This is a genomic window from Hydrogenophaga sp. FG152, assembly GCF_057809615.1.
Genome location: NZ_JBMDKH010000020.1, coordinates 1 through 17,066 on the forward strand (window position 1 = coordinate 1; position 17,066 = coordinate 17,066).

At 66.4% G+C, this 17,066-nt stretch carries 13 protein-coding genes; 1 reads left to right on the forward strand and 12 read right to left on the reverse strand.

Annotated elements, in window-relative coordinates; genetic code table 11:
- Positions 1–30: 30 nt before the first annotated feature.
- The 12 genes from otsA to ACODTB_RS21280 form a co-directional block, all read right to left on the reverse strand.
- The gene (otsA, locus tag ACODTB_RS21225) at positions 31–1,413 is read right to left on the reverse strand and encodes an alpha,alpha-trehalose-phosphate synthase (UDP-forming) (protein ID WP_291121713.1); all 1,383 of its coding nucleotides are present in this window, start codon (positions 1,411–1,413) and stop codon (positions 31–33) included.
- A complete protein-coding gene (locus ACODTB_RS21230; protein ID WP_291121714.1) occupies positions 1,413–3,227 on the reverse strand; it encodes a glycoside hydrolase family 15 protein in 1,815 nt (604 codons plus the stop codon). Before ACODTB_RS21230 ends, otsA begins: the two co-directional genes overlap by 1 nt.
- The gene (otsB, locus tag ACODTB_RS21235; protein ID WP_291121715.1) at positions 3,224–3,967 is read right to left on the reverse strand and encodes a trehalose-phosphatase; all 744 of its coding nucleotides are present in this window, start codon (positions 3,965–3,967) and stop codon (positions 3,224–3,226) included. Before otsB ends, ACODTB_RS21230 begins: the two co-directional genes overlap by 4 nt.
- A gap of 105 nt (positions 3,968–4,072) precedes the next feature.
- Positions 4,073–5,368, reverse strand: a complete 1,296-nt coding sequence (locus ACODTB_RS21240; protein WP_291121716.1) for a multifunctional CCA addition/repair protein — start codon at positions 5,366–5,368, stop codon at positions 4,073–4,075.
- Between the two features lie 83 nt (positions 5,369–5,451).
- Positions 5,452–6,714 (reverse strand): contractile injection system protein, VgrG/Pvc8 family, encoded by a 1,263-nt coding sequence (locus tag ACODTB_RS21245; RefSeq protein ID WP_291121717.1) that lies wholly within the window; start codon positions 6,712–6,714, stop codon positions 5,452–5,454.
- A 289-nt stretch (positions 6,715–7,003) separates the two neighbouring features.
- The gene (locus ACODTB_RS21250; protein WP_291121718.1) at positions 7,004–7,693 is read right to left on the reverse strand and encodes a glutathione S-transferase family protein; all 690 of its coding nucleotides are present in this window, start codon (positions 7,691–7,693) and stop codon (positions 7,004–7,006) included.
- 100 nt (positions 7,694–7,793) lie between these two features.
- Complete coding sequence (locus ACODTB_RS21255; protein ID WP_488929709.1) at positions 7,794–10,058, reverse strand: ATP-binding response regulator; 2,265 nt, start codon at positions 10,056–10,058, stop codon at positions 7,794–7,796.
- 337 nt (positions 10,059–10,395) lie between these two features.
- A complete protein-coding gene (locus ACODTB_RS21260) occupies positions 10,396–11,424 on the reverse strand; it encodes a 3-oxoacyl-[acyl-carrier-protein] synthase III C-terminal domain-containing protein (RefSeq protein WP_488929710.1) in 1,029 nt (342 codons plus the stop codon).
- A 22-nt stretch (positions 11,425–11,446) separates the two neighbouring features.
- Entirely contained in the window at positions 11,447–12,691 is a 1,245-nt protein-coding gene (locus ACODTB_RS21265; RefSeq protein WP_488929711.1) for an OmpP1/FadL family transporter, read from the reverse strand.
- A 224-nt stretch (positions 12,692–12,915) separates the two neighbouring features.
- Positions 12,916–13,272: a metal-sensitive transcriptional regulator gene (locus tag ACODTB_RS21270; protein ID WP_488929712.1), complete on the reverse strand. Its 357-nt coding sequence runs from the start codon at positions 13,270–13,272 to the stop codon at positions 12,916–12,918.
- Positions 13,273–13,364: 92 nt separating this feature from the next.
- Positions 13,365–14,318, reverse strand: a complete 954-nt coding sequence (locus ACODTB_RS21275; RefSeq protein WP_291118801.1) for a complex I NDUFA9 subunit family protein — start codon at positions 14,316–14,318, stop codon at positions 13,365–13,367.
- Between the two features lie 5 nt (positions 14,319–14,323).
- Complete coding sequence (locus ACODTB_RS21280) at positions 14,324–16,285, reverse strand: lytic transglycosylase domain-containing protein (RefSeq protein WP_291118804.1); 1,962 nt, start codon at positions 16,283–16,285, stop codon at positions 14,324–14,326.
- An 87-nt stretch (positions 16,286–16,372) separates the two neighbouring features.
- Here ACODTB_RS21280 and ACODTB_RS21285 point away from each other — a divergent pair, with 87 nt between their 5' ends.
- Positions 16,373–17,023 (forward strand): 5-formyltetrahydrofolate cyclo-ligase, encoded by a 651-nt coding sequence (locus tag ACODTB_RS21285; RefSeq protein ID WP_291118799.1) that lies wholly within the window; start codon positions 16,373–16,375, stop codon positions 17,021–17,023.
- Positions 17,024–17,066 lie beyond the last annotated feature (43 nt).

A 17,066-nucleotide genomic window follows, 5' to 3' on the forward strand; every position in this document is an offset into this window, starting at 1 on the left:
CCCCCCCCCCCCCCCCCGCCGTGAAAGGGTTTACGGGTTGGGAACGGCCGCCAGCGCGGCCAGGAAGCGCTCGCGCCACCAGTGCACGTCCTGCTCGCGGATGCCCTGCAGCAGCGCCTGGTGGCGGCGCTGGCGCTCCTCCAGCGGCATCTGCAGGGCGCGCTGCACGGTCTCGGCCGTGCGCGTGGTGTCGTAGGGGTTCACCAGCAAGGCCTCGCGCATCTGCTCGGCCGCGCCGGCAAACCGCGAGAGCACCAGCACCCCCGGGTCGTCCGGGTCCTGCGCGGCGATGAACTCCTTGGCCACCAGGTTCATGCCATCGCGCAGCGGCGTCACCAGCGCCACGCTGGCGGCGCGGTACAGCCCGGGCAGGCGCTTGCGCGCCACGTTGCGGTGGATGTAGCGCACCGGCATCCAGTCCAGCTCGCCGAAATTGCCGTTGATGGCGCCGCACAGGCTTTCCAGCTCCTGCAGCAGCGCGGCGTAGGCGTCCACCGTCTCGCGGCTGGGCGCGGCGATCTGGATCAGCGTGGCGCTGCCCAGGTTCTCCGGGTAGGCCTGCAGCAACTGGCGGAAAGCCTTGAGCCGTTGCGGCAGGCCCTTGGAGTAGTCCATGCGCTCCACGCCCAGCAACAGGCGCCGGCGCGAATACTCCTTGCGCATCTGCTCGTACATGTCCTGCGACTCGCGGCCCTTGCCAAGTTCGATGAACTCGTCCACGTCGATGCCGATCGGAAAGGCCTGGGCGCGCAGCGTCTTGCCGAAGGCGCGGAACTCGTGCTCGCCCAGGATGTCGGCCGGCGTCTCGGTGCCCACGTAGCGCGCGAAGTGCGACACGTCGGCCTCGCTCTGGAAGCCCACCAGGTCGTAGGCGAACAGCGAGCGCATCAGCCAGTCGTGCTCGGGCACGGCGGCCAGCATCAGCGGGGGCGGCAGCGGGATGTGCAGGAAGAAGCCCATGCGCTGCTCGCAGCCCATGGCGCGCAGCTCGGCCGCCAGCGGAATCAGGTGGTAGTCGTGCACCCAGATGATGTCGTCGGGCCGCAGCAGGGCCTTGAGCTTGTGCGCGAACATCTGGTTCACGCGCCGGTAGCCGCCGATGTAGCCGGCGTCGAAGTCTGCCAGATCGAGCCGGTAGTGGAACACCGGCCAGAGCACGCCGTTGCTGTAACCCAGGTAGTAGCTGTCGTGGTCCTCGCGGCTGAGGTCCACCGTGGCCAGCTGCACCTTGCCCGCGTTCTGCACATGCAGATCGCCCTCGCCGGGCGTGCCATCCTCCACCACCTTGCCGCTCCAGCCGAACCACAAGCCGCCCGAGGCTTCGAGCGCCTGGCCCAGGGCCACGGCCAGTCCGCCCGAGGCGGTCTTGCGCGGGTCGGCGATGCGGTTGGAAATGACAACAAGACGGCTCATCAGATCACCGAGTCCCAGCGGGCCGAGAGGCGCACCGCAGCGTTGATGATGCCCACCATCGAGTAGGTCTGTGGGAAATTGCCCCACATCTCGCCGGTGGTGGCGTGGGTGTCTTCCGACAGCATGCCCAGCGGGTTGCGCGCGGCCAGCATGGTCTCGAAGATGGCGCGGGCCTCATCGGCGCGGCCGGTGCGCGCGAGCGCATCGATGCGCCAGAAGGTGCAGATGTTGAAGGCCGTCTCGGGCTTGCCGAAATCGTCGGCGGCCTCGTAGCGCCGCATGAAGGGACCGTCACACAGGTGTTTCTCCAGCGCGTCCAGCGTGGAGAGGAATCTCGGGTCCATCGGGTCGATCATGCCCACTTCCACCATCAGCAGCACGCTGGCATCCAGGTCGCGACCGCCGAAGCTCTCGGCAAAGGCCTGGCGTTCCTCGCTCCAGGACTCGCGCAGGATGCGCTCGCGCATGGTTTCGGCGTGGGTCGCCCAGTAGGTCGCGCGCCCGGGCATCTCCAGCGTGTGCGCAATCTTGGCCAGCCGGTCGCAGGCGGCCCAGCACATCAGCGCCGAGCTGGTGTGCACGCGCGCGCGCGTGCGCAGCTCCCACATGCCGGCGTCGGGCTGGTCGTAGATGCGCAGCGCGCGCTCGCCCACCGCTTCGAGCTGTTCGAATTCCGCCAGCCCCGCCGGGTGCAGCAGGCGCGCGTCGTGAAAGGCCTGAGCGGCGGCCAGCACGATGTTGCCGTACACATCATGCTGGAAATGCTCCTGCGCCTGGTTGCCCACGCGCACCGGCCCCATGCCCCGGTAGCCCGGCAGCGTGTCGCGGATGCTCTCGGGCAGTTCGCGCTCCAGGCCGATGCCGTGCAGCGGCTGGATGTGGCCGCCGCCCGCGCCCACCACCACGTTGGCCAGCCAGCTGAGGTAGTCCTCCATGGTGCCGACCTCGGACAGGCTGTTGAGCGCTCGCACCACGAAGAAGGCGTCGCGCAGCCAACAGTATCGGTAGTCCCAGTTGCGCTGGGTGCCTGGCGCCTCGGGGATGCTGGTGGTCATGGCCGCGACGATGGCGCCCGTGTCCTCGAACAGCGAGAGCTTGAGCGTGATGGCCGCGCGGATCACCGCCTCCTGCCACTCCAGCGGCACCGCCAGGCGCCGGCTCCAGTTGCGCCAGTAAGACAGGGTCTCCTGCTCGAAGTGGCGGGCGGTGTCGCCGATGCCGGTCTCCAGCGTCTCGTCCGGGCCGAACAGGAAGTTGCATTCCCGCGTGAGCAGAAAAGGCTCGCGCGAAAGCACGTGGCTGATGGAGGCATCGGTGTGCAGGCGCAGCGTCTGCCCCTCACCGACATAACGGATGTGGTTGCTGCCCGAGGTGATGGTGGGTGTGACGCGGCCCCAGTCAAAGCGCGGCAGCAGGCTCACGCGGATGCGTGGCACGCCCTTGAGCGGGCGCACGCGGCGCACCAGCTGGGTGGGTCGGAAGTAGCGCCCGCGCGAGAGGAAGCGCGGCGCGAAATCGGTGATGGCCAGGCCGTTGCCGTCGTGGTCCCAGAGCTCGGTCACCAGCACGGCGGTGTTGTGTTCGTAGCGCTGGGTGGCCTCGGCCAGGCCTTCGATCTCGATCGCGAAGGCGCCATTTTCGGCATCGTCCCCGCCCAGCAAGGCGTGGAACACCGGGTCGCCGTCGAAACGCGGCAGGCAGCTCCAGACCACGCGGCCATGCGGGTCGATCAGCGCGCTGAAGGAACAGTTGCCGACCATGCCCAGCGACAGCGAGGCGGCGGCGGGTGGGGAAAAACCGGGGGTGGGGCTCATGGGCGTGGGCTGGAGAGGGACAGGGCATCGGCCAGCCAGGCGCGCAGGGCCTCGGGGGTGGGGCAACGGTGGCGCGCCAGGCTCGGGCCTTCGCCCACCTTGATGCCTTCGCCGCCCAGGCGCTGCACCACGTCGAAGCCGGCCTCGTCGGTCACGTCATCGCCCGCGAACACCGGCACGCGGCCCGCAAAGGGCGCTTCCTGCATGAAGGCCTCGATGGCAGCGCCCTTGCTCACGCGGGCGGATTTCACTTCCACCACGGCCTTGCCGTGCAGCAATTGCAGCCCGGGCTCGTCGGTGATGGCCTGCGTCAGCGTGCTCATGCAAAGCGCTTCCAGCATGGGCGCCTGGCGGTAGTGCAGGGCCATCGAGGTCTGCTTGCGCTCCAGCAGCAGGCCGGCGTGGCGCGCCACCAGCTGTTCGGCCGCCGCGATCGCGCGCGCCAGCCCACTCGGCCGCGTGGTGGCCGCACCGCCCTGGGGCGACAGGCGCACCGCGCCGTGCTCGAACGCCGCCGGCCACGGCCAGGGCGAGGCCAGCATGGGCTCCAGGTCTTCGCGGGCCCGCCCGGTCACCAACGCCAGCGCGCCATCCAGCCGCTGGTGCAGGCCATTCAGCAAGGTCACCAGCGCCGGCGGGATCTCCACCGCATCGGGCCTGCCGGCCAGATCGGCCAGCGTGCCGTCGAAGTCCAGGAACAGCGCGGAGCGCTCGGTCAGCAGTCTTGGCAGTGTGCTCATTGGCCCCTACCGTAACAGGGTGAGCGGTCTCATGGCGTGAAAAATGGTTTTAACCCACCTCGTCGGTGAGAGACTCCGGCGCCGGTTGACGGCGCGCGGATGTGCTCAATCGCCTGTCGCTTCGGGCGCCGAAGCCCCCAGGGCCTGCGAAACGGCGGTGACGCGCGCGCGGTGGATGCGCTCGCCCACGCGCTGGCCACTCAACCCGTCGGCCTGGGCCTGGGCCGCGACCACGGCCGTGTCCACCGAGCGTGAGGCCGACAGCGCCAGCGCCAGCCGCTCGCGCGGTGGGTAGGGTTCTTCTTCCAGGCCGAGGCGGCCGCGCGCGTCGCATTCGCAGGCCAGCAGCACTTCATGGAAACGCGCCGGCTTGCGCAGCGCGTCGCAGCGCTCCAGCAGGCGCTCCACCGCGCCCGCGCTGAAATCACCGCTGCGGTGGATGTTGCCGTGCTCGCGCGCCACCACATCGGCGAGTTCGCGGCAATCGGTGGGCACGCGCAGCCGCTCGCACACGCCCTTGAGCAGGCGCGCGCTGCGCTCCTCATGGCCGATGTGGCGCGGCAGCACGTCGGCCGGCGTCGTGCCCTTGCCCAGGTCGTGGCACAGGCAGGCGAAGCGCACCGTCAGTGGCGCGGCCAGGCGCGCGCTCATGTCCAGCACCATCATCAGGTGCACACCGGTGTCCACCTCGGGGTGGTATTCGGCGCGCTGCGGCACGCCCCAGAGCCGGTCCACCTCGGGCAACAACCGCTGAAGGGCGCCGCAGTCGCGCAGCACCTCCAGCATGCGGCTGGGGCGTTGCTCCATCAGGCCGCGCGCCAGCTCCTGCCACACGCGCTCGGCCACCAGGTGGTCGGCCTCGCCGTTCGCCACCATCTCGCGCATCAGCGCCAAAGTCTCGGGCGCCACCGAAAAATCGGGAAAACGCGCGGCGAAGCGGGCCAGGCGCAGGATGCGCACCGGGTCTTCCGCGAAGGCCCCGGTCACGTGGCGCAGCACGCGATCGCGCAGGTCGCGCTGGCCGTGGTGCGGGTCGATCAAGGGCGCACGCGCCGGGTCGTCCGCGTGCTCGGCGGCCACCGCCATGGCGTTGATGGTGAGGTCGCGCCGCGCGAGGTCGTCTTCCAGCGTGACGCCGGCCTCGGTGTGGAAAGCGAAGCCGTGGTAGCCCGGCGCGGTCTTGCGCTCGGTTCGCGCCAGCGCGTATTCCTCTTTGGTCTCCGGGTGAAGAAAGACCGGAAAGTCGCGCCCCACCGGCAGGAAGCCCTCGGCCGCCATGGCTTCGGGCGTGGCGCCCACCACCACCCAGTCGCGGTCCGCGTGCGAGACGGCGGCGGGCGCGTTCGAGGCACGCGCCATCAGCGCGTCGCGCACCGCACCGCCCACGAGATAGGTTTTCATGGGAAGAGTTTAGGCGTTGTTGCGCGACGGCCATTCTGTTGCACCCATGGGCCGGTGGTCGCGCTGCGGATGCGATCGCTCCCTCAGATCGTGTAGCTGCCCCCGCCGTTGATGACCCATTCTTCCTTCGCGCTGAGCGTGATGCGATCAGCAGCCATTGAGATGTCCAGCTTGGCCAGCAGGTTCAGGCGCTTCTTGAGCGCCTGGATGTCGATGTCGCCCTGAGCCGCGAAGCTTTCGCGTCGCCCTTGATGAGCTGCGCGCGCTGGGTCTTGAAAGTGCATGGGCAGCAGGTCGCTGAATTCCCGGCGCAGGTGGGCGGTGTAGGGCTCGTCCCTGGGATGGGCGGGCAGTGCCCGGGCTTGCCAGTAGCCCGCCACCGGGGCGCGGACCAGGCCGGGGGTGAAGGGGCCCTCGGCCAGGATGTTGCCCAGGCCGGGCATGGGAGGGCGGCGGGCGAGGTGGGCCCGGCCAGCGGGCACCTGCAGCATGTGGCCGGGCGGGATGTGGGCGCGGTGGTGGGGCGGGAGCTGGTGGGCCGACGTGGTCACCGGCTGAGGGGTGACGCGCACGCCCTTGGCAGCGTCGATCAGGGTGTCGGGGTCGCTGTTCCAGTGCGGCAAGGGGGCCGGTGGCAGGGGCAGCACGCGGTCCAGGTTCGGCAGTTTGAGGTGGTGGTCTCGGCGCAGGCGTTCGGAGATGGCGTGATAGCGGTCCTCTCGGGATGGGTCTTTGGCGTGACCGACAAGAGGGTCTCCTCCACGGAACGATGCGAACAGGTAGTTCGCACAATCTTCGTTTCCTCGTTTAACGCCTTCGTGCATGACCTCCAGTGCTCGACGGTAATCGGCGGGCGATTCCGCCCCCGCATTCAACTCCAAACCCAGAAGGTACGCCCCCAGCACCGCTTCAATGATCTCCACCACGCTCTGGTCCTGGAAGACCTTGCAGTCGGTGCTGAGGGTGGCCAGGTGCAGCCAGGGCCTCAGGGTGAATTCAACCAGCGCATGGCGCCCGGACTCGCCGATGTACCGGGCTTCGGTGATGAGGGCCGAGATCTCCCGCACCCCCGCGCCCTGGTTGGCGCCAGCTCCGGCGGGCATCCCGGGCACGAAGCTGCCCTGGCCTTCGAGTTCGAGGCAGCAGGTCAGCTCGCGGCCGATGAAGGTGTCGAGTTCAAGGGGGGCGCCGTCCTCCGCGCTTTGCAGCACCAGCCGGTACTCGAACAGCTGGTTGATGCCCTCTTCGCCTTCGAGCTTCAAGGGCTCCAGCAACGGCGCGCCGTTGACCTCGGGAAGCGCCGCGCTGCGGATCGTCAGCCCACGCCGGGGGGTGAATGGGGTCATGGAACTCCTCCTGAATGTTCTCGTTGGGATGGCGACGCATGCTCGGCCACCCTCAACGGTTCATCCAAGGTCGGACTTCACTGGATTGACGAATGACCGCGAATGCCGTCACCGCGCCAGAACCACAACTCATTCCTCTAAAAACGCAGTTCGATGATCGAATTCACCGCCCTATATCGAAGCGCGAATAGGCGCCCGCAGCGGGAAGTCCGGCATAGGGTGTTGCGCTGTCGGGAAGTCGCAACACATTTCGCCTCCCTTGCGGCCGCAAGGCGGGCCTTGACCGGCTTCACCTGCCCAGCCGGTACGGCTCGTCGAAGTCGATGAAGTCGTGCTCGGCCAGCGCCTCGTCCACCCAAGCCTTCACCCCGGGCAGCGCGCGCACGCGGGCCACGTAGGCCGCGAGGTCGGCCGGCACGGGCAGCTCGTAGGTGGCGATGCGCATGCACACGGGCGCGAAATACGCATCAGCGATGCTGAACGCGCCAAACAGCAGGGCCCCGGCCGGCTGGGCCGCCAGCAGCTCGCTCCACAGGCCGCACAGGCGGGCCACGTCGGCGCGCACGTCCGGCTTGTCGCGCCAGATCAGGCGGCCGATCTCGGGCAATGAGGCCTCGATGTTCATGGGGCAGTGGTTGCGCAGCGCGCCAAAACCGCTGTGCATCTCGGCGCAGACGCTGCGCGCCCGCGCCCGGGCGCGCACGTCCTGCGGCCAGAGCTGCTTCTCGGGAAAACGCTCGGCGAGGTACTCGGCGATCGCCAGCGTGTCCCAGATCGCGAAGCCGTCGTCGACCAGCACCGGCACCTTGGCCACCGGGCTGACCGCGCGCAGCTCCTTCTTGAAGACCGAATTCACGTCGAACGAGTCGAACCGGATCATCTTCTCTTCGAACGCAATGCCTGCCTGCTTCATCAGCACCCAGGGGCGCATGGACCAGGACGAGTAGTTCTTGTTGCCGACGTAGAGCTGCAGTGCCATGAAATGGATCTCCTGAAAGAACTGCCCATGGTAAGGCGTCGTCGGCCGCGCATTGATGCGAAAACGCCGCGCGATTGATTCGCGCGGAAGGCCGCCCGCCTCAGGCCGGTGCGTTGGCCAGATACGTCTTGCGCATGGCATGCACCGTCTGGGCGTACAGGTCTTTCGAGGTGGTGAGCCAGCCCTGCGGCTCAGGCCATTGCTGGTGGTCGACAACGGTCGGGTAGACCTCGTTTTTCAGGTACTGGTGCAGGGCGTAAAACCCTGCTTCGCCCGCATCGCCCAACAGTTTGTGCAGCTGGGTGCGAAAACCGGTGAAATTCCCCTGTGCCATCTGCTCCTCAAGCCGGTCAAAACGCTCCCGCATTTGCTCGATGTAGGCCGTCAGGCACTCCACCAGAAGCGTGTTGTTCAGCCTGCACATGCGCTCCAGCTGCTCTGCATGGATCAAAGGGACGCCGGTATCGGTGGCCGCCGGCGCGCCGTTCTGCTCGCCCGAACCGATGGAATGTGCACCCCGGCGGGTCAGCACCTTGACCAGCTTCGCACGCAGGTCCTCGACCGAGAAGGGCTTGGAAATGAAGTCGTCCATGCCCGCCTCCAGCACTTTTGCCACATGTTCGTCGCCAGAATGGCCGGTCAGGGCAATGATGGGCAGGCGCCGACCTCCCGTTTCGCCGTTGCGCAGTTCACGCGCGGCCTGCATGCCGTCCATCACGGGCATTTCCATGTCGATCAGGAGCACGTCGATGCTGTCGTCCTGGCTCAACCGCTCCACCGCCGCCCGCCCGTTCTCCGCTTCCTCGGCCTCGATGCCCATGGTGCGCAGATGGGCGATGGCGATCTTCCGGTTGAAAGCGCAGTCGTCGGTGACCAACACCTTTTTGCCCAGCAGCACGTGGGCGGCGGCACCATGCAGCCGGGCCCTCTCCGCAGCCGCCTCCATGCCCGTCTGCAAGGCCTTGATGAGTTCCAGCTGGGTGCAGGGCTTGCTCACAAAGCCGTTCATGCCGACCTTCTCGGTTTTCACGTGCGCCATGTAGGCCGACTCGGCGGTGTAGGCCACGATGGCCACGTCCTCTCGCCCGGGCGCTGCGCCTTGGCGAATCTGCTCGGCTGCCGCATAGCCGTCGAGCACGGGCATGTCGAGGTCCATGATGACCAGGTCGTAGGTGCCTTCCCTGAGCTTGGCAATGGCCTGCAAGCCGTCTTCGGCCTCGTCGTGCTGGGCGCCCAGGCCCGAGAGCATGGCGCGCGTCGATTTGCGCAGGAGGGGCTGGTCGTCCACCACCAGGATGCGCCTGCCCTGGAAGAAGGGCACCGCCCGGCTGAATACCTCGCGCTCCTGCTGCTCGATTTCAGCCTCGTCGATGGGCGGGAAGAGCAAGGTGAACTCGGTGTATTGCCCCAGCACCGAAGCGCAAACGATGTCACCGCCAAAAGCCTGCATGGTGCGCTGGCAGTACGCCAGGCCCAGGCCCGTGCCACCGGCCTTGCCCGAGGTGACGAAAGAGCCAAAGAGCGTGGCCAGCACCTCGGGGGGAATGCCTGGCCCGGTGTCGCGCACCGTCACGCAGGGCGCATCCACCGTGATCGTGATGGTGGCCTGCGGGTGCTGCTTGAAGTAGTAGAGCGCGTTCTTGATGAGGTTGAACAGGATGAAGACGTAGGCGGTCTCGTTGACCTTGATCGTGAAGTCGTTGTGGACCTGTACCGCCACCTTGGCGCGTTCGCCCGGGGTGTCGAAGCTGTATTCCTCCAGGGCCTTGCGGGTGGCCTTGCTCGCGCAAAGGTATTCAAAGCTGGCCTGGTCGATCGGCCTGCCGCTCACTTCGTCCAGCGTCATCGCGACGATCTGAAGACCGCGGTCGATGCAGGTTTCGCCGTGGGCCACATGGGTGTAGAGCATGTTGAGGTCGGGCACGCTCAGGGTGGGGGGCGCCGCGTGCGCATCTGCATGGGCCACGGGGCGGGGCAGCAGGTTGCGGATGCCGTGCAGGCTGAAACGGATCTGCCCCAGGGGGTTGCGCATTTCGTGGGCGATGGAGCCGGCGAGCGCTTTGAGGTTTTTTTCTTGCTCTTGGGCGGCGATTCGCGTTTGAGTAAGTTCAATGCTTTCTTTGAACGAGCCACTGAAGATACTTCCCGCCAGCAATGCAAATAGCAGCAAAGGCGAGAATTCAATCAATGTACCTAGATTTTCCAATGTTTGGTCCACGGGGATCGCCCAAAAATATATCAATGAACCAACTGCGATGCCTGTGCACAGAGACACAGTTACCGAAACGATGCCCGGCAAAAATGTGGTCAGCAAAAATATGAGCATGACTTGGCATGTCATATAGACATGGTTGAAGTCATTCATCAACAAAAGATACGTAAAGACAGTGGGTAACGCCAATGTGACCGTGATGTACCAATACAATGGCTTCCATTTGTCCAGAAATTTCGGAAGCCGTTCATGAAATATTAATGGGGCACATGCCAATGCCGCCAACAGCCTGAATCGCAGGCTTTCGTGAGGCTGAGGAAAGACGTAAGTCCAGATGTACCAGTAGAGTGGATGTCCCAGTGCACCGATCCATCCCATGGAGAAGAGGTTCTTCTGGAAAATTGAAAACCCGAGGTTGTTACTCTCTGAAAATTTCCGAATGAGCTTGTGTAAGGTATTGGCCATACGCTTTCCGAATGATGTTTGGTTTTCAGAATTCAAATTCCATCGCGGCGAACGCCATGCCAGCACTTCCTTGCCAACCGAGGATAGAATGTTTTCTTTGTAAGACTCCCTGCTGTAGAGCTATCGAAATTCCCGTTGGAATCGAAGCGGTTACGATGTTTCCGGTTTTTTGTGAAATCTGTAAAATTTTCTCTGAGATTCCAATTTTTTCTCCATACTCAGCCCATTGCTTTGGCGATGATGTATGTGGAAGTACCAAGTCGATATCAATATGTGTAGGAGGGCGTTGATTGAAAACATTCACGGCTTCGATGGCCGCAACTTCATGCAGCGCACTGCCCTGAGAGTTGAACTGGTACTTCCCCCCCGTCGAATGCATTGCTGGCGTGGACTCGCAAAACGATTCCCAACCCGGCAATGAAATCGTGCACAAGTCGCTGAGGTCCGGCCGGCTGATGAACGAAAAGCGGAAGTTGTCCGGGTCCTCGTGGCTCAACAGCGTGACCGTGGTGGCCTCGCCCACGGTGAAGCTGGGGAACTTGTAGGCCAGCTCCTCGGGGTCGTTCAGCACGAAGTTCTTGGGAAAGATGTGCCCACCCTCCACGAGGTTGAACTCCATGTTCACGATGGCCGCTTTCCTGATCGCCCCGGCTTTCATCTTGTCGTTGACGATGTCCATGCTGGTGACCCACCCCATGCAGGCATCGAGCACGTCGAAGTTCCGGCATTTCAAGCCGAGGCTGTGGGCGACAAAGCAGCTGTTGGCGGGCTCAACGAACCCCCGTGCGACGCCGGTGTAGATCAGCAGGTCGATCTCGTCCTTGTCCATGCCGGCCTGCTGCAAGGCCTGGTCGAAAGTGGCCTTCATCAGCTCGATGGGGTGCTCCCCTTCGGCGAGCCAGCGCCTGGACTTGAACCCGCTTCTCTCCAGCAGCCGGCCAATGGTGCGCAGCGTCTTGGGCAGGTCGCCGGTGAAGGTGTGTCTTGAGTGGTGCTCAATGAGTTCGAGCACGTCTTCATTGCTGACGACCCGCGAGGGCAGCGTGGCTGCCATTCCCACAATCCTCATGGGCGCATCACCACGCGTACACCAGGCTGGCGCCCAGCAGGTCGCGCGAGAGCTTGTAGCTCGCATCCAGGCTGGCCGAGTTTCTGGCGGCACTGGCCGCGAAGTTGCTTTGTGTGTTCTTGAAGAACTGCCGGGCATAGGCCAGGTTCACGCTGGCGTTGTCATTGAGCTTGTATTGAAGGCCGAGGCTGGCCCAGGAGCGGTCTCCGGTGGGGATGCGGGGGTTGCGCATGTCGTCGGTGACAGCATCTTTTTCATGGGCCAGGCCGGCGCGCAGCAGCCATTGGCCGTTCATTCGGTAGTTCATGCCGATCGATGTGAGCAGGCTGTCGCGAAACGGCAGTGGCACTTCGATGGATCCCCCTGCGGGGCGGATGAGCTGGATGCGGAAGACCGAGATGCGGGACCAGCGGGTCCAGCGAACGTCGCCAACCCATTCGGTCTTTTCATTGGCCTGGTAGGCGGCGCCCAGGGTGAGCACGTCGGGCATGGTCCAGTCCACTTGGCCTGGCACGGTGGTGAGGGTGCTGGTGGGCAGGCTGGTGAGGTTCACATCGCCTCGCAGGCTGTACCGCATGGCGGAGCGGTAGCCCAGGCCGAGCTTGAGGTCGGGCGTGGGTTGCGCGAGCACACCCAGGGTGAAACCGTGTTGATGGTCTTTGCCCCGGTACACCCCGTAGGTGGTGGGCGAGGTGTTGCGCGAGACCGTGGTGGTCATCTGCTCGTATTGCAGGCCGACACCGAGCGCGAGGGCGTCGTTGACCTGGTAGGCCAGTTGCGCGGTGGCGTTGAGGGTGTTGATGTCGGTGTCGAGCGCGTGAAAGCGGCCCAGCCAACCTTCGGGGTAGGTGGTGCGGATCTTGAGCGGGGATGTCACGCTCGCGCCAAACGTCCAGTCGGCGTTGATGGGGGCAGAGACGTAGATGGACGGCGCCGAGACATTTCGGCCGCCGGAGGCCTGGGACTGCCCCGCGCGGGGGATGTTGTCGCTGAAGGTGGAGCTGTAGACGGTGGCGTCAATGCGGGTGTCGACGCTGGTCAGGCCGAGGTGGACTTGCGTCGCCGGGTTGTTGCGCAGCGTGGCCGGGTTGAAGAACATGTCCGAGTTGTCATGGCTGCCTGCGGCCGATCCGGCGTACGCGTTGCCCAGTGCCGATGGGCTGGAGCCCTCCATTGAAAAGGCGCCGGCATGTGCGGCGCCCGTGCTGACCAGAATCGATCCCAAGCAGGCTAGGTGGCGTGTGAATTTCATGGTGGAGGGCAGAGGTTGAGGTGCGGCCGGGGGGAGGGGGCGGGTGTCGAGTTCTCAACGCAAGCGCTGACCGGCACTGCCCCACTTGGCGGCAGTGGGGCCGCAGAGGCATTTGGTTCTGGTCGCTGGGGGAAAACCGCAGCGCGGGCGCGCTGGGGAGACAGGCGGTCGGGTCGGGACGGCGCGCTGCCATCGGCATTCATCGCCGGATCGGCATGAATGCTTTAGGCGTATTTTTCAAGAATGCGCGTCGAGCGCTCCACTTGCAGGAAGGTGTTGATTTCGGAGTCCGATTCCGATACCGCTTCCATGACCGAGCAGGCCATCATCCGGTAGAAGGCTTTGTCCATCGCCTTGCGCGCGGCACACATCTGCTGGGCCACGTCCTCACAGCCCCGGCCATTCTCAACCATCTCGATCAGGCCGCGCACCTGGCCTTCGATGCGCTTGAGCCGGTTGACCACATCGCGGTGATGCTCGGGGCGGTAGCTCGAGTCTTCCTCGGGCAGGGGCGCGGGAGGCGCGGGAGGGGCGGGGGGGGCGAGGCGGCGGTTGGGCTTTTTGAGAACGGGTGCGGCCATTGGGGCTCCTGTCGGTTAAAGGTATTCATTTCTGCCACACGCGGAGTGTGCCAAAAAAATACCCCCGCCCCCAAAAAAGCCCGAAGCTCGGCTCAGCGACCGGCGCCGTGCCGGTAATCCAACAGCTGGCTGCGCCCGCCGCGGTCGCCGAGGTAGGTCGGCGCCACGCTGTGCACGCTGGCGGGCCGGATGCCCAGCGCCGAAAGGTCGGGCCATTGCCGCGAGGCCACGTTGTCCACCGTCATCGAATCGAGGTTGTCGCGGCTCATCACCGGGTGGCCGGGCATGGCCTCCATCACCATGGCCTGCAGCCGCGCCAGTGGTGCGGGCAGCGGCAGCACGGGGCGCTGTCGGCTGCCATGGCGCCCGGCGATGCGCACGAGTTCGGCCAGGGTGAACACCTCGGGCCCGACGCATTCGAACGTCTGGCCCGCGCTGCTCATGGGCAGGTCGCGGTCGCGCAGGCAGTTCACCACCGCCTGGGCGACGTCTTCCACCCACACGGGCTGAAAGCGCGCGTTCGCGCCGGCCAGCGGTACCACGGGCAGCACGGCCTGCAGGCGCGCGAACAGGTTGAGAAAGCGGTCGCCCTCGCCAAAGACCACGCTGGGCCGCAGGATGGTGAGGTCCAGGCCGGCGCCGCGCAGAATCTCTTCGCCGCGTGCCTTGCTGCGCTGGTAGCGCGACGGGCCGTCCAGGCTCGCCCCCAGCGCACTCACGTGCACCACGCGGCGGATGCCGTCGGCCGCGCAGGCCTCGGCCAGCGAGAGCGGCAGTTCCACGTGCACGCGCTCAAAGTCGTCTTCGCTGCCGTGCAGGATGGCCACGAGGTTGACGAGCGCGTCGTGCCCGTCCAGCAGGCTGAGCAGTTGCCCTGGGTCGTGCACGTCGGCTTCGAGCACCGTCACCCGGGGCAGGTGCTGCACGTGCGCGGCGTTCAGGGCGCGGCGGGTGGGCACGGTGATGCGCCAGCCCTGGCGGTGCAGTTTTTCGCAGACGTGGCGGCCGATGAAGCCGGTGCCACCGAGGACTAGAACGTTCTTCATGGGCGTCAGGGCAGGTCGGGGTTGACGGTGGGGGCGTTCACCGGGCGCGGGCCCACGGTGCCCAGCCGCGCGCGCAGCGACTGTGGCTGGCCGGTGATTTGCGCGGCGTAGTTGGTGGTGTTGGCCAGCACGCGCTTGACGTAGTCGCGCGTTTCCTCGAACGGGATGTTCTCGGTCCAGACCTCGCCGGGCAGCACCGGCCCGTTGCGCCACTGGCGCGAGCGGCCGGGCCCGGCGTTGTACGCGGCGGCGGCCAGGGGCAGCGAGCCCTGGAAGTCGTCGAGCGCGAACTTCAGGTAGGCGGTGCCGATCTGGATGTTGGTGTCGCGCTCGGTGATCTGGGCGGGCTTGAAGTTGGTCAGGCCGATCTTGTTGGCGGTCCAGCGCGCGGTGGCCGGCATCACCTGCATGAGCCCGGAAGCGCCCACGCCCGAGCGGGCGTCGGTGATGAAGCGGCTTTCCTGGCGGATCAGACCGTACACGTAGGCCGGGTCCAGGCCGATCTCGGTGGCGCGGCTGACCACCTGGGCGCGGTGCGGCGTGGGGAAGCGCTGCGCGTGGTCCATCGATTCGGGCGTGCGCAGGCTGGTGTTGATGCAGCGGTCCCACAGCTCGTGCTGGCAGGCCAGGGCCGAGGCGGCCAGCAGCTCGCGCTCGCCCATGCCGCCGGGGGTGTGCAGGCCCACGGTGTAGTTCCACTCGCGCACGCCTTCGCTGCGCAGGCCCAGGCGGATGGCGATGAGCGCGCGGCGCAGGCCGGGGTTGTTCTGCGCGGCGGCGACTTCCTCGGCGGTGAGCGGTGCGGGCGCGGCCGGCACGGTGATGGGCCGGCCGAGTTCTTCCATCGCCAGTTGTTCGTAGAAGTCGCGGGTGGAGGCGATGCTCTCGAACAGCTCGCGCGCCTTGGCCGAGGCGGCCACCGGGTCGGGCAGCTTGAGCGCCTGCACCGCGCGCGCTTCCCAGTACACCCAGGTCGGGTCGCTCTGCTGGGCCTCGCTCATGGCGGCCACGGCATCGTGCACGGCGCTCCAGGAGCCCGCGCGCATGCCCGCGCGCGCTTTCCAGGCCAGGTGCTCGTCGTGCATGTGGCGGTCTTCGCCGTTGGCGAAGTAGCCCAGCGCCTCGGCCTGCAGCTTCTGCGCCGAGCGCTTGCCGATCACGCCCCAGGTCCAGCTGCGCTCTTCCTTGGTGAGCTGGGCCTTCCAGCGCGTGCGGTCCATCTCCAGCGCGGCGGCGGTGGGGTCGTTGGCGGCGAGGCGGATGATGGCCAGCGTCACCAGTTCCTTGGTGCGCGGGCGGATCGCGGTGAGTTTTTCGTCCAGGTACTTCGCGGGGTCGCTGGCGATGCTGTCGACCGTGATGCTCAGGTCCGGGTCCAGCATGGCCACGGCCTGGGTGGCCACGCGCGCGCGGTTGGCGTCCATGGCCAGCCGGGCGCGCTGCCACACCACCTGGGGTTTGAGCTGCCCGGCGTCGAGCAGGAATTTGGCGGCGGTCGCGCAACCGTCTTCGGCCTCGCGCTGCGCGTGCCAGTTGGCCTGCACCACGGGCGCCACGGCCTCGCCGGCCGCGCGGCCTGTCATCACGTCGCGCATGAGTGCGTAGCAGCGCACCTGGCGGTCGTCGTTCATGCGAAAGCGTGGCAGCTCGGCGTCGAAGTTGGCCCAGTCGCGTGCCTTGCCCAACTGCAGCAGCCAGTCGTTGCGCAGGCGGTCTTCCCAGTAGGTGCCCGCCATGCGGTCGAGCGCGGTGCGGATGTCCGCGGGCGTGGCGATGTCCAGCCGCGAGCGGATGCTCCAGTAGTTCGCCAGCGGCTCCAGCGCGTGGCCGCGCACGGTGGGCAGCAGGTTGGCGAGCTGGAAGCTGTTGCCGCGCGAATAGGCCGAGCGCATCTCCAGCAGTGCGGCATCGCCGCCGCCGCTGGTGGCTTGTGCCAGCGCAAGGCCCGGTGTCACGAGCGCCGCCATAATGAGCCGCAGTCCCAGCCCTTGCAGGCGTCGACCGATTCGCCGCGCGCTGCCCTGTTTCTCATCAACCAGATTCATGTGTCGATTATGGACAACAAAGACGGTCAGAGTCCCCACAAACCCCACGCTTCGCCGGGCGACGGATCGGCGGCTGCGCTGAAGGTCGAATGGCGCAAATCGCTGATTGAAAAACGACAGTCCCTGGCCGATCGCGCCTGGCGCAACGACCTGCTGCAGCGGGTCATGCGCGTGTGGCTGATCCACCGGCCCGACACCGTCATCGGCGCGTATTGGCCGATCAAGGGCGAGTTCGATCCGCTGCCGGCGCTGTTTCGCTGGCAGGAGGCCGGCCTGGAGGAGGACGCGCAAGGGCAGCAGCAGCACCGGCGCATCGGCCTGCCGGTGGTGAACAAGGTGGACAAGACGCTGACCTTCTACACCTGGTACCCGGGTTGTCCGATGGAGGAGGACGCCTTCGGTATTCCGAAGCCGAAGGACACCGAGATCGTGCAGCCCTCGCTGATCTTCGTGCCCTGCGTGGGCTACGGGCCCGGCGGGTTCCGGCTGGGCTACGGCGGCGGCTTCTACGACCGCACGCTCGCCAGCCTGAAACCCAAGCCTTTCACGGTGGGCCTGGGGTACGACTTCGGCTGGTTGCCCTACCTCAAGCCCGAGATCCACGATGTGCCGCTGGACGCGATTCTGAGCGACACGGGCGTGATGTGGCCTGAGCGCTGACGAAGGGCGCCGTGCCGGTCGCACGGCGAACTTGGAGAGGGGG

Bases quoted from the DNA above. Each gene is read 5' to 3' on its own strand.
- otsA (WP_291121713.1), bottom strand. From the start codon at position 1,413: ATGAGCCGTCTTGTTGTCATTTCCAACCGCATCGCCGACCCGCGCAAG.
- ACODTB_RS21230 (WP_291121714.1), bottom strand. From the start codon at position 3,227: ATGAGCCCCACCCCCGGTTTTTCCCCACCCGCCGCCGCCTCGCTGTCG.
- otsB (WP_291121715.1), bottom strand. From the start codon at position 3,967: ATGAGCACACTGCCAAGACTGCTGACCGAGCGCTCCGCGCTGTTCCTG.
- ACODTB_RS21240 (WP_291121716.1), bottom strand. From the start codon at position 5,368: ATGAAAACCTATCTCGTGGGCGGTGCGGTGCGCGACGCGCTGATGGCG.
- ACODTB_RS21245 (WP_291121717.1), bottom strand. From the start codon at position 6,714: ATGACCCCATTCACCCCCCGGCGTGGGCTGACGATCCGCAGCGCGGCG.
- ACODTB_RS21250 (WP_291121718.1), bottom strand. From the start codon at position 7,693: ATGGCACTGCAGCTCTACGTCGGCAACAAGAACTACTCGTCCTGGTCC.
- ACODTB_RS21255 (WP_488929709.1), bottom strand. From the start codon at position 10,058: ATGAATGACTTCAACCATGTCTATATGACATGCCAAGTCATGCTCATA.
- ACODTB_RS21260 (WP_488929710.1), bottom strand. From the start codon at position 11,424: ATGGCAGCCACGCTGCCCTCGCGGGTCGTCAGCAATGAAGACGTGCTC.
- ACODTB_RS21265 (WP_488929711.1), bottom strand. From the start codon at position 12,691: ATGAAATTCACACGCCACCTAGCCTGCTTGGGATCGATTCTGGTCAGC.
- ACODTB_RS21270 (WP_488929712.1), bottom strand. From the start codon at position 13,272: ATGGCCGCACCCGTTCTCAAAAAGCCCAACCGCCGCCTCGCCCCCCCC.
- ACODTB_RS21275 (WP_291118801.1), bottom strand. From the start codon at position 14,318: ATGAAGAACGTTCTAGTCCTCGGTGGCACCGGCTTCATCGGCCGCCAC.
- ACODTB_RS21280 (WP_291118804.1), bottom strand. From the start codon at position 16,285: ATGGCGGCGCTCGTGACACCGGGCCTTGCGCTGGCACAAGCCACCAGC.
- ACODTB_RS21285 (WP_291118799.1), top strand. From the start codon at position 16,373: ATGGACAACAAAGACGGTCAGAGTCCCCACAAACCCCACGCTTCGCCG.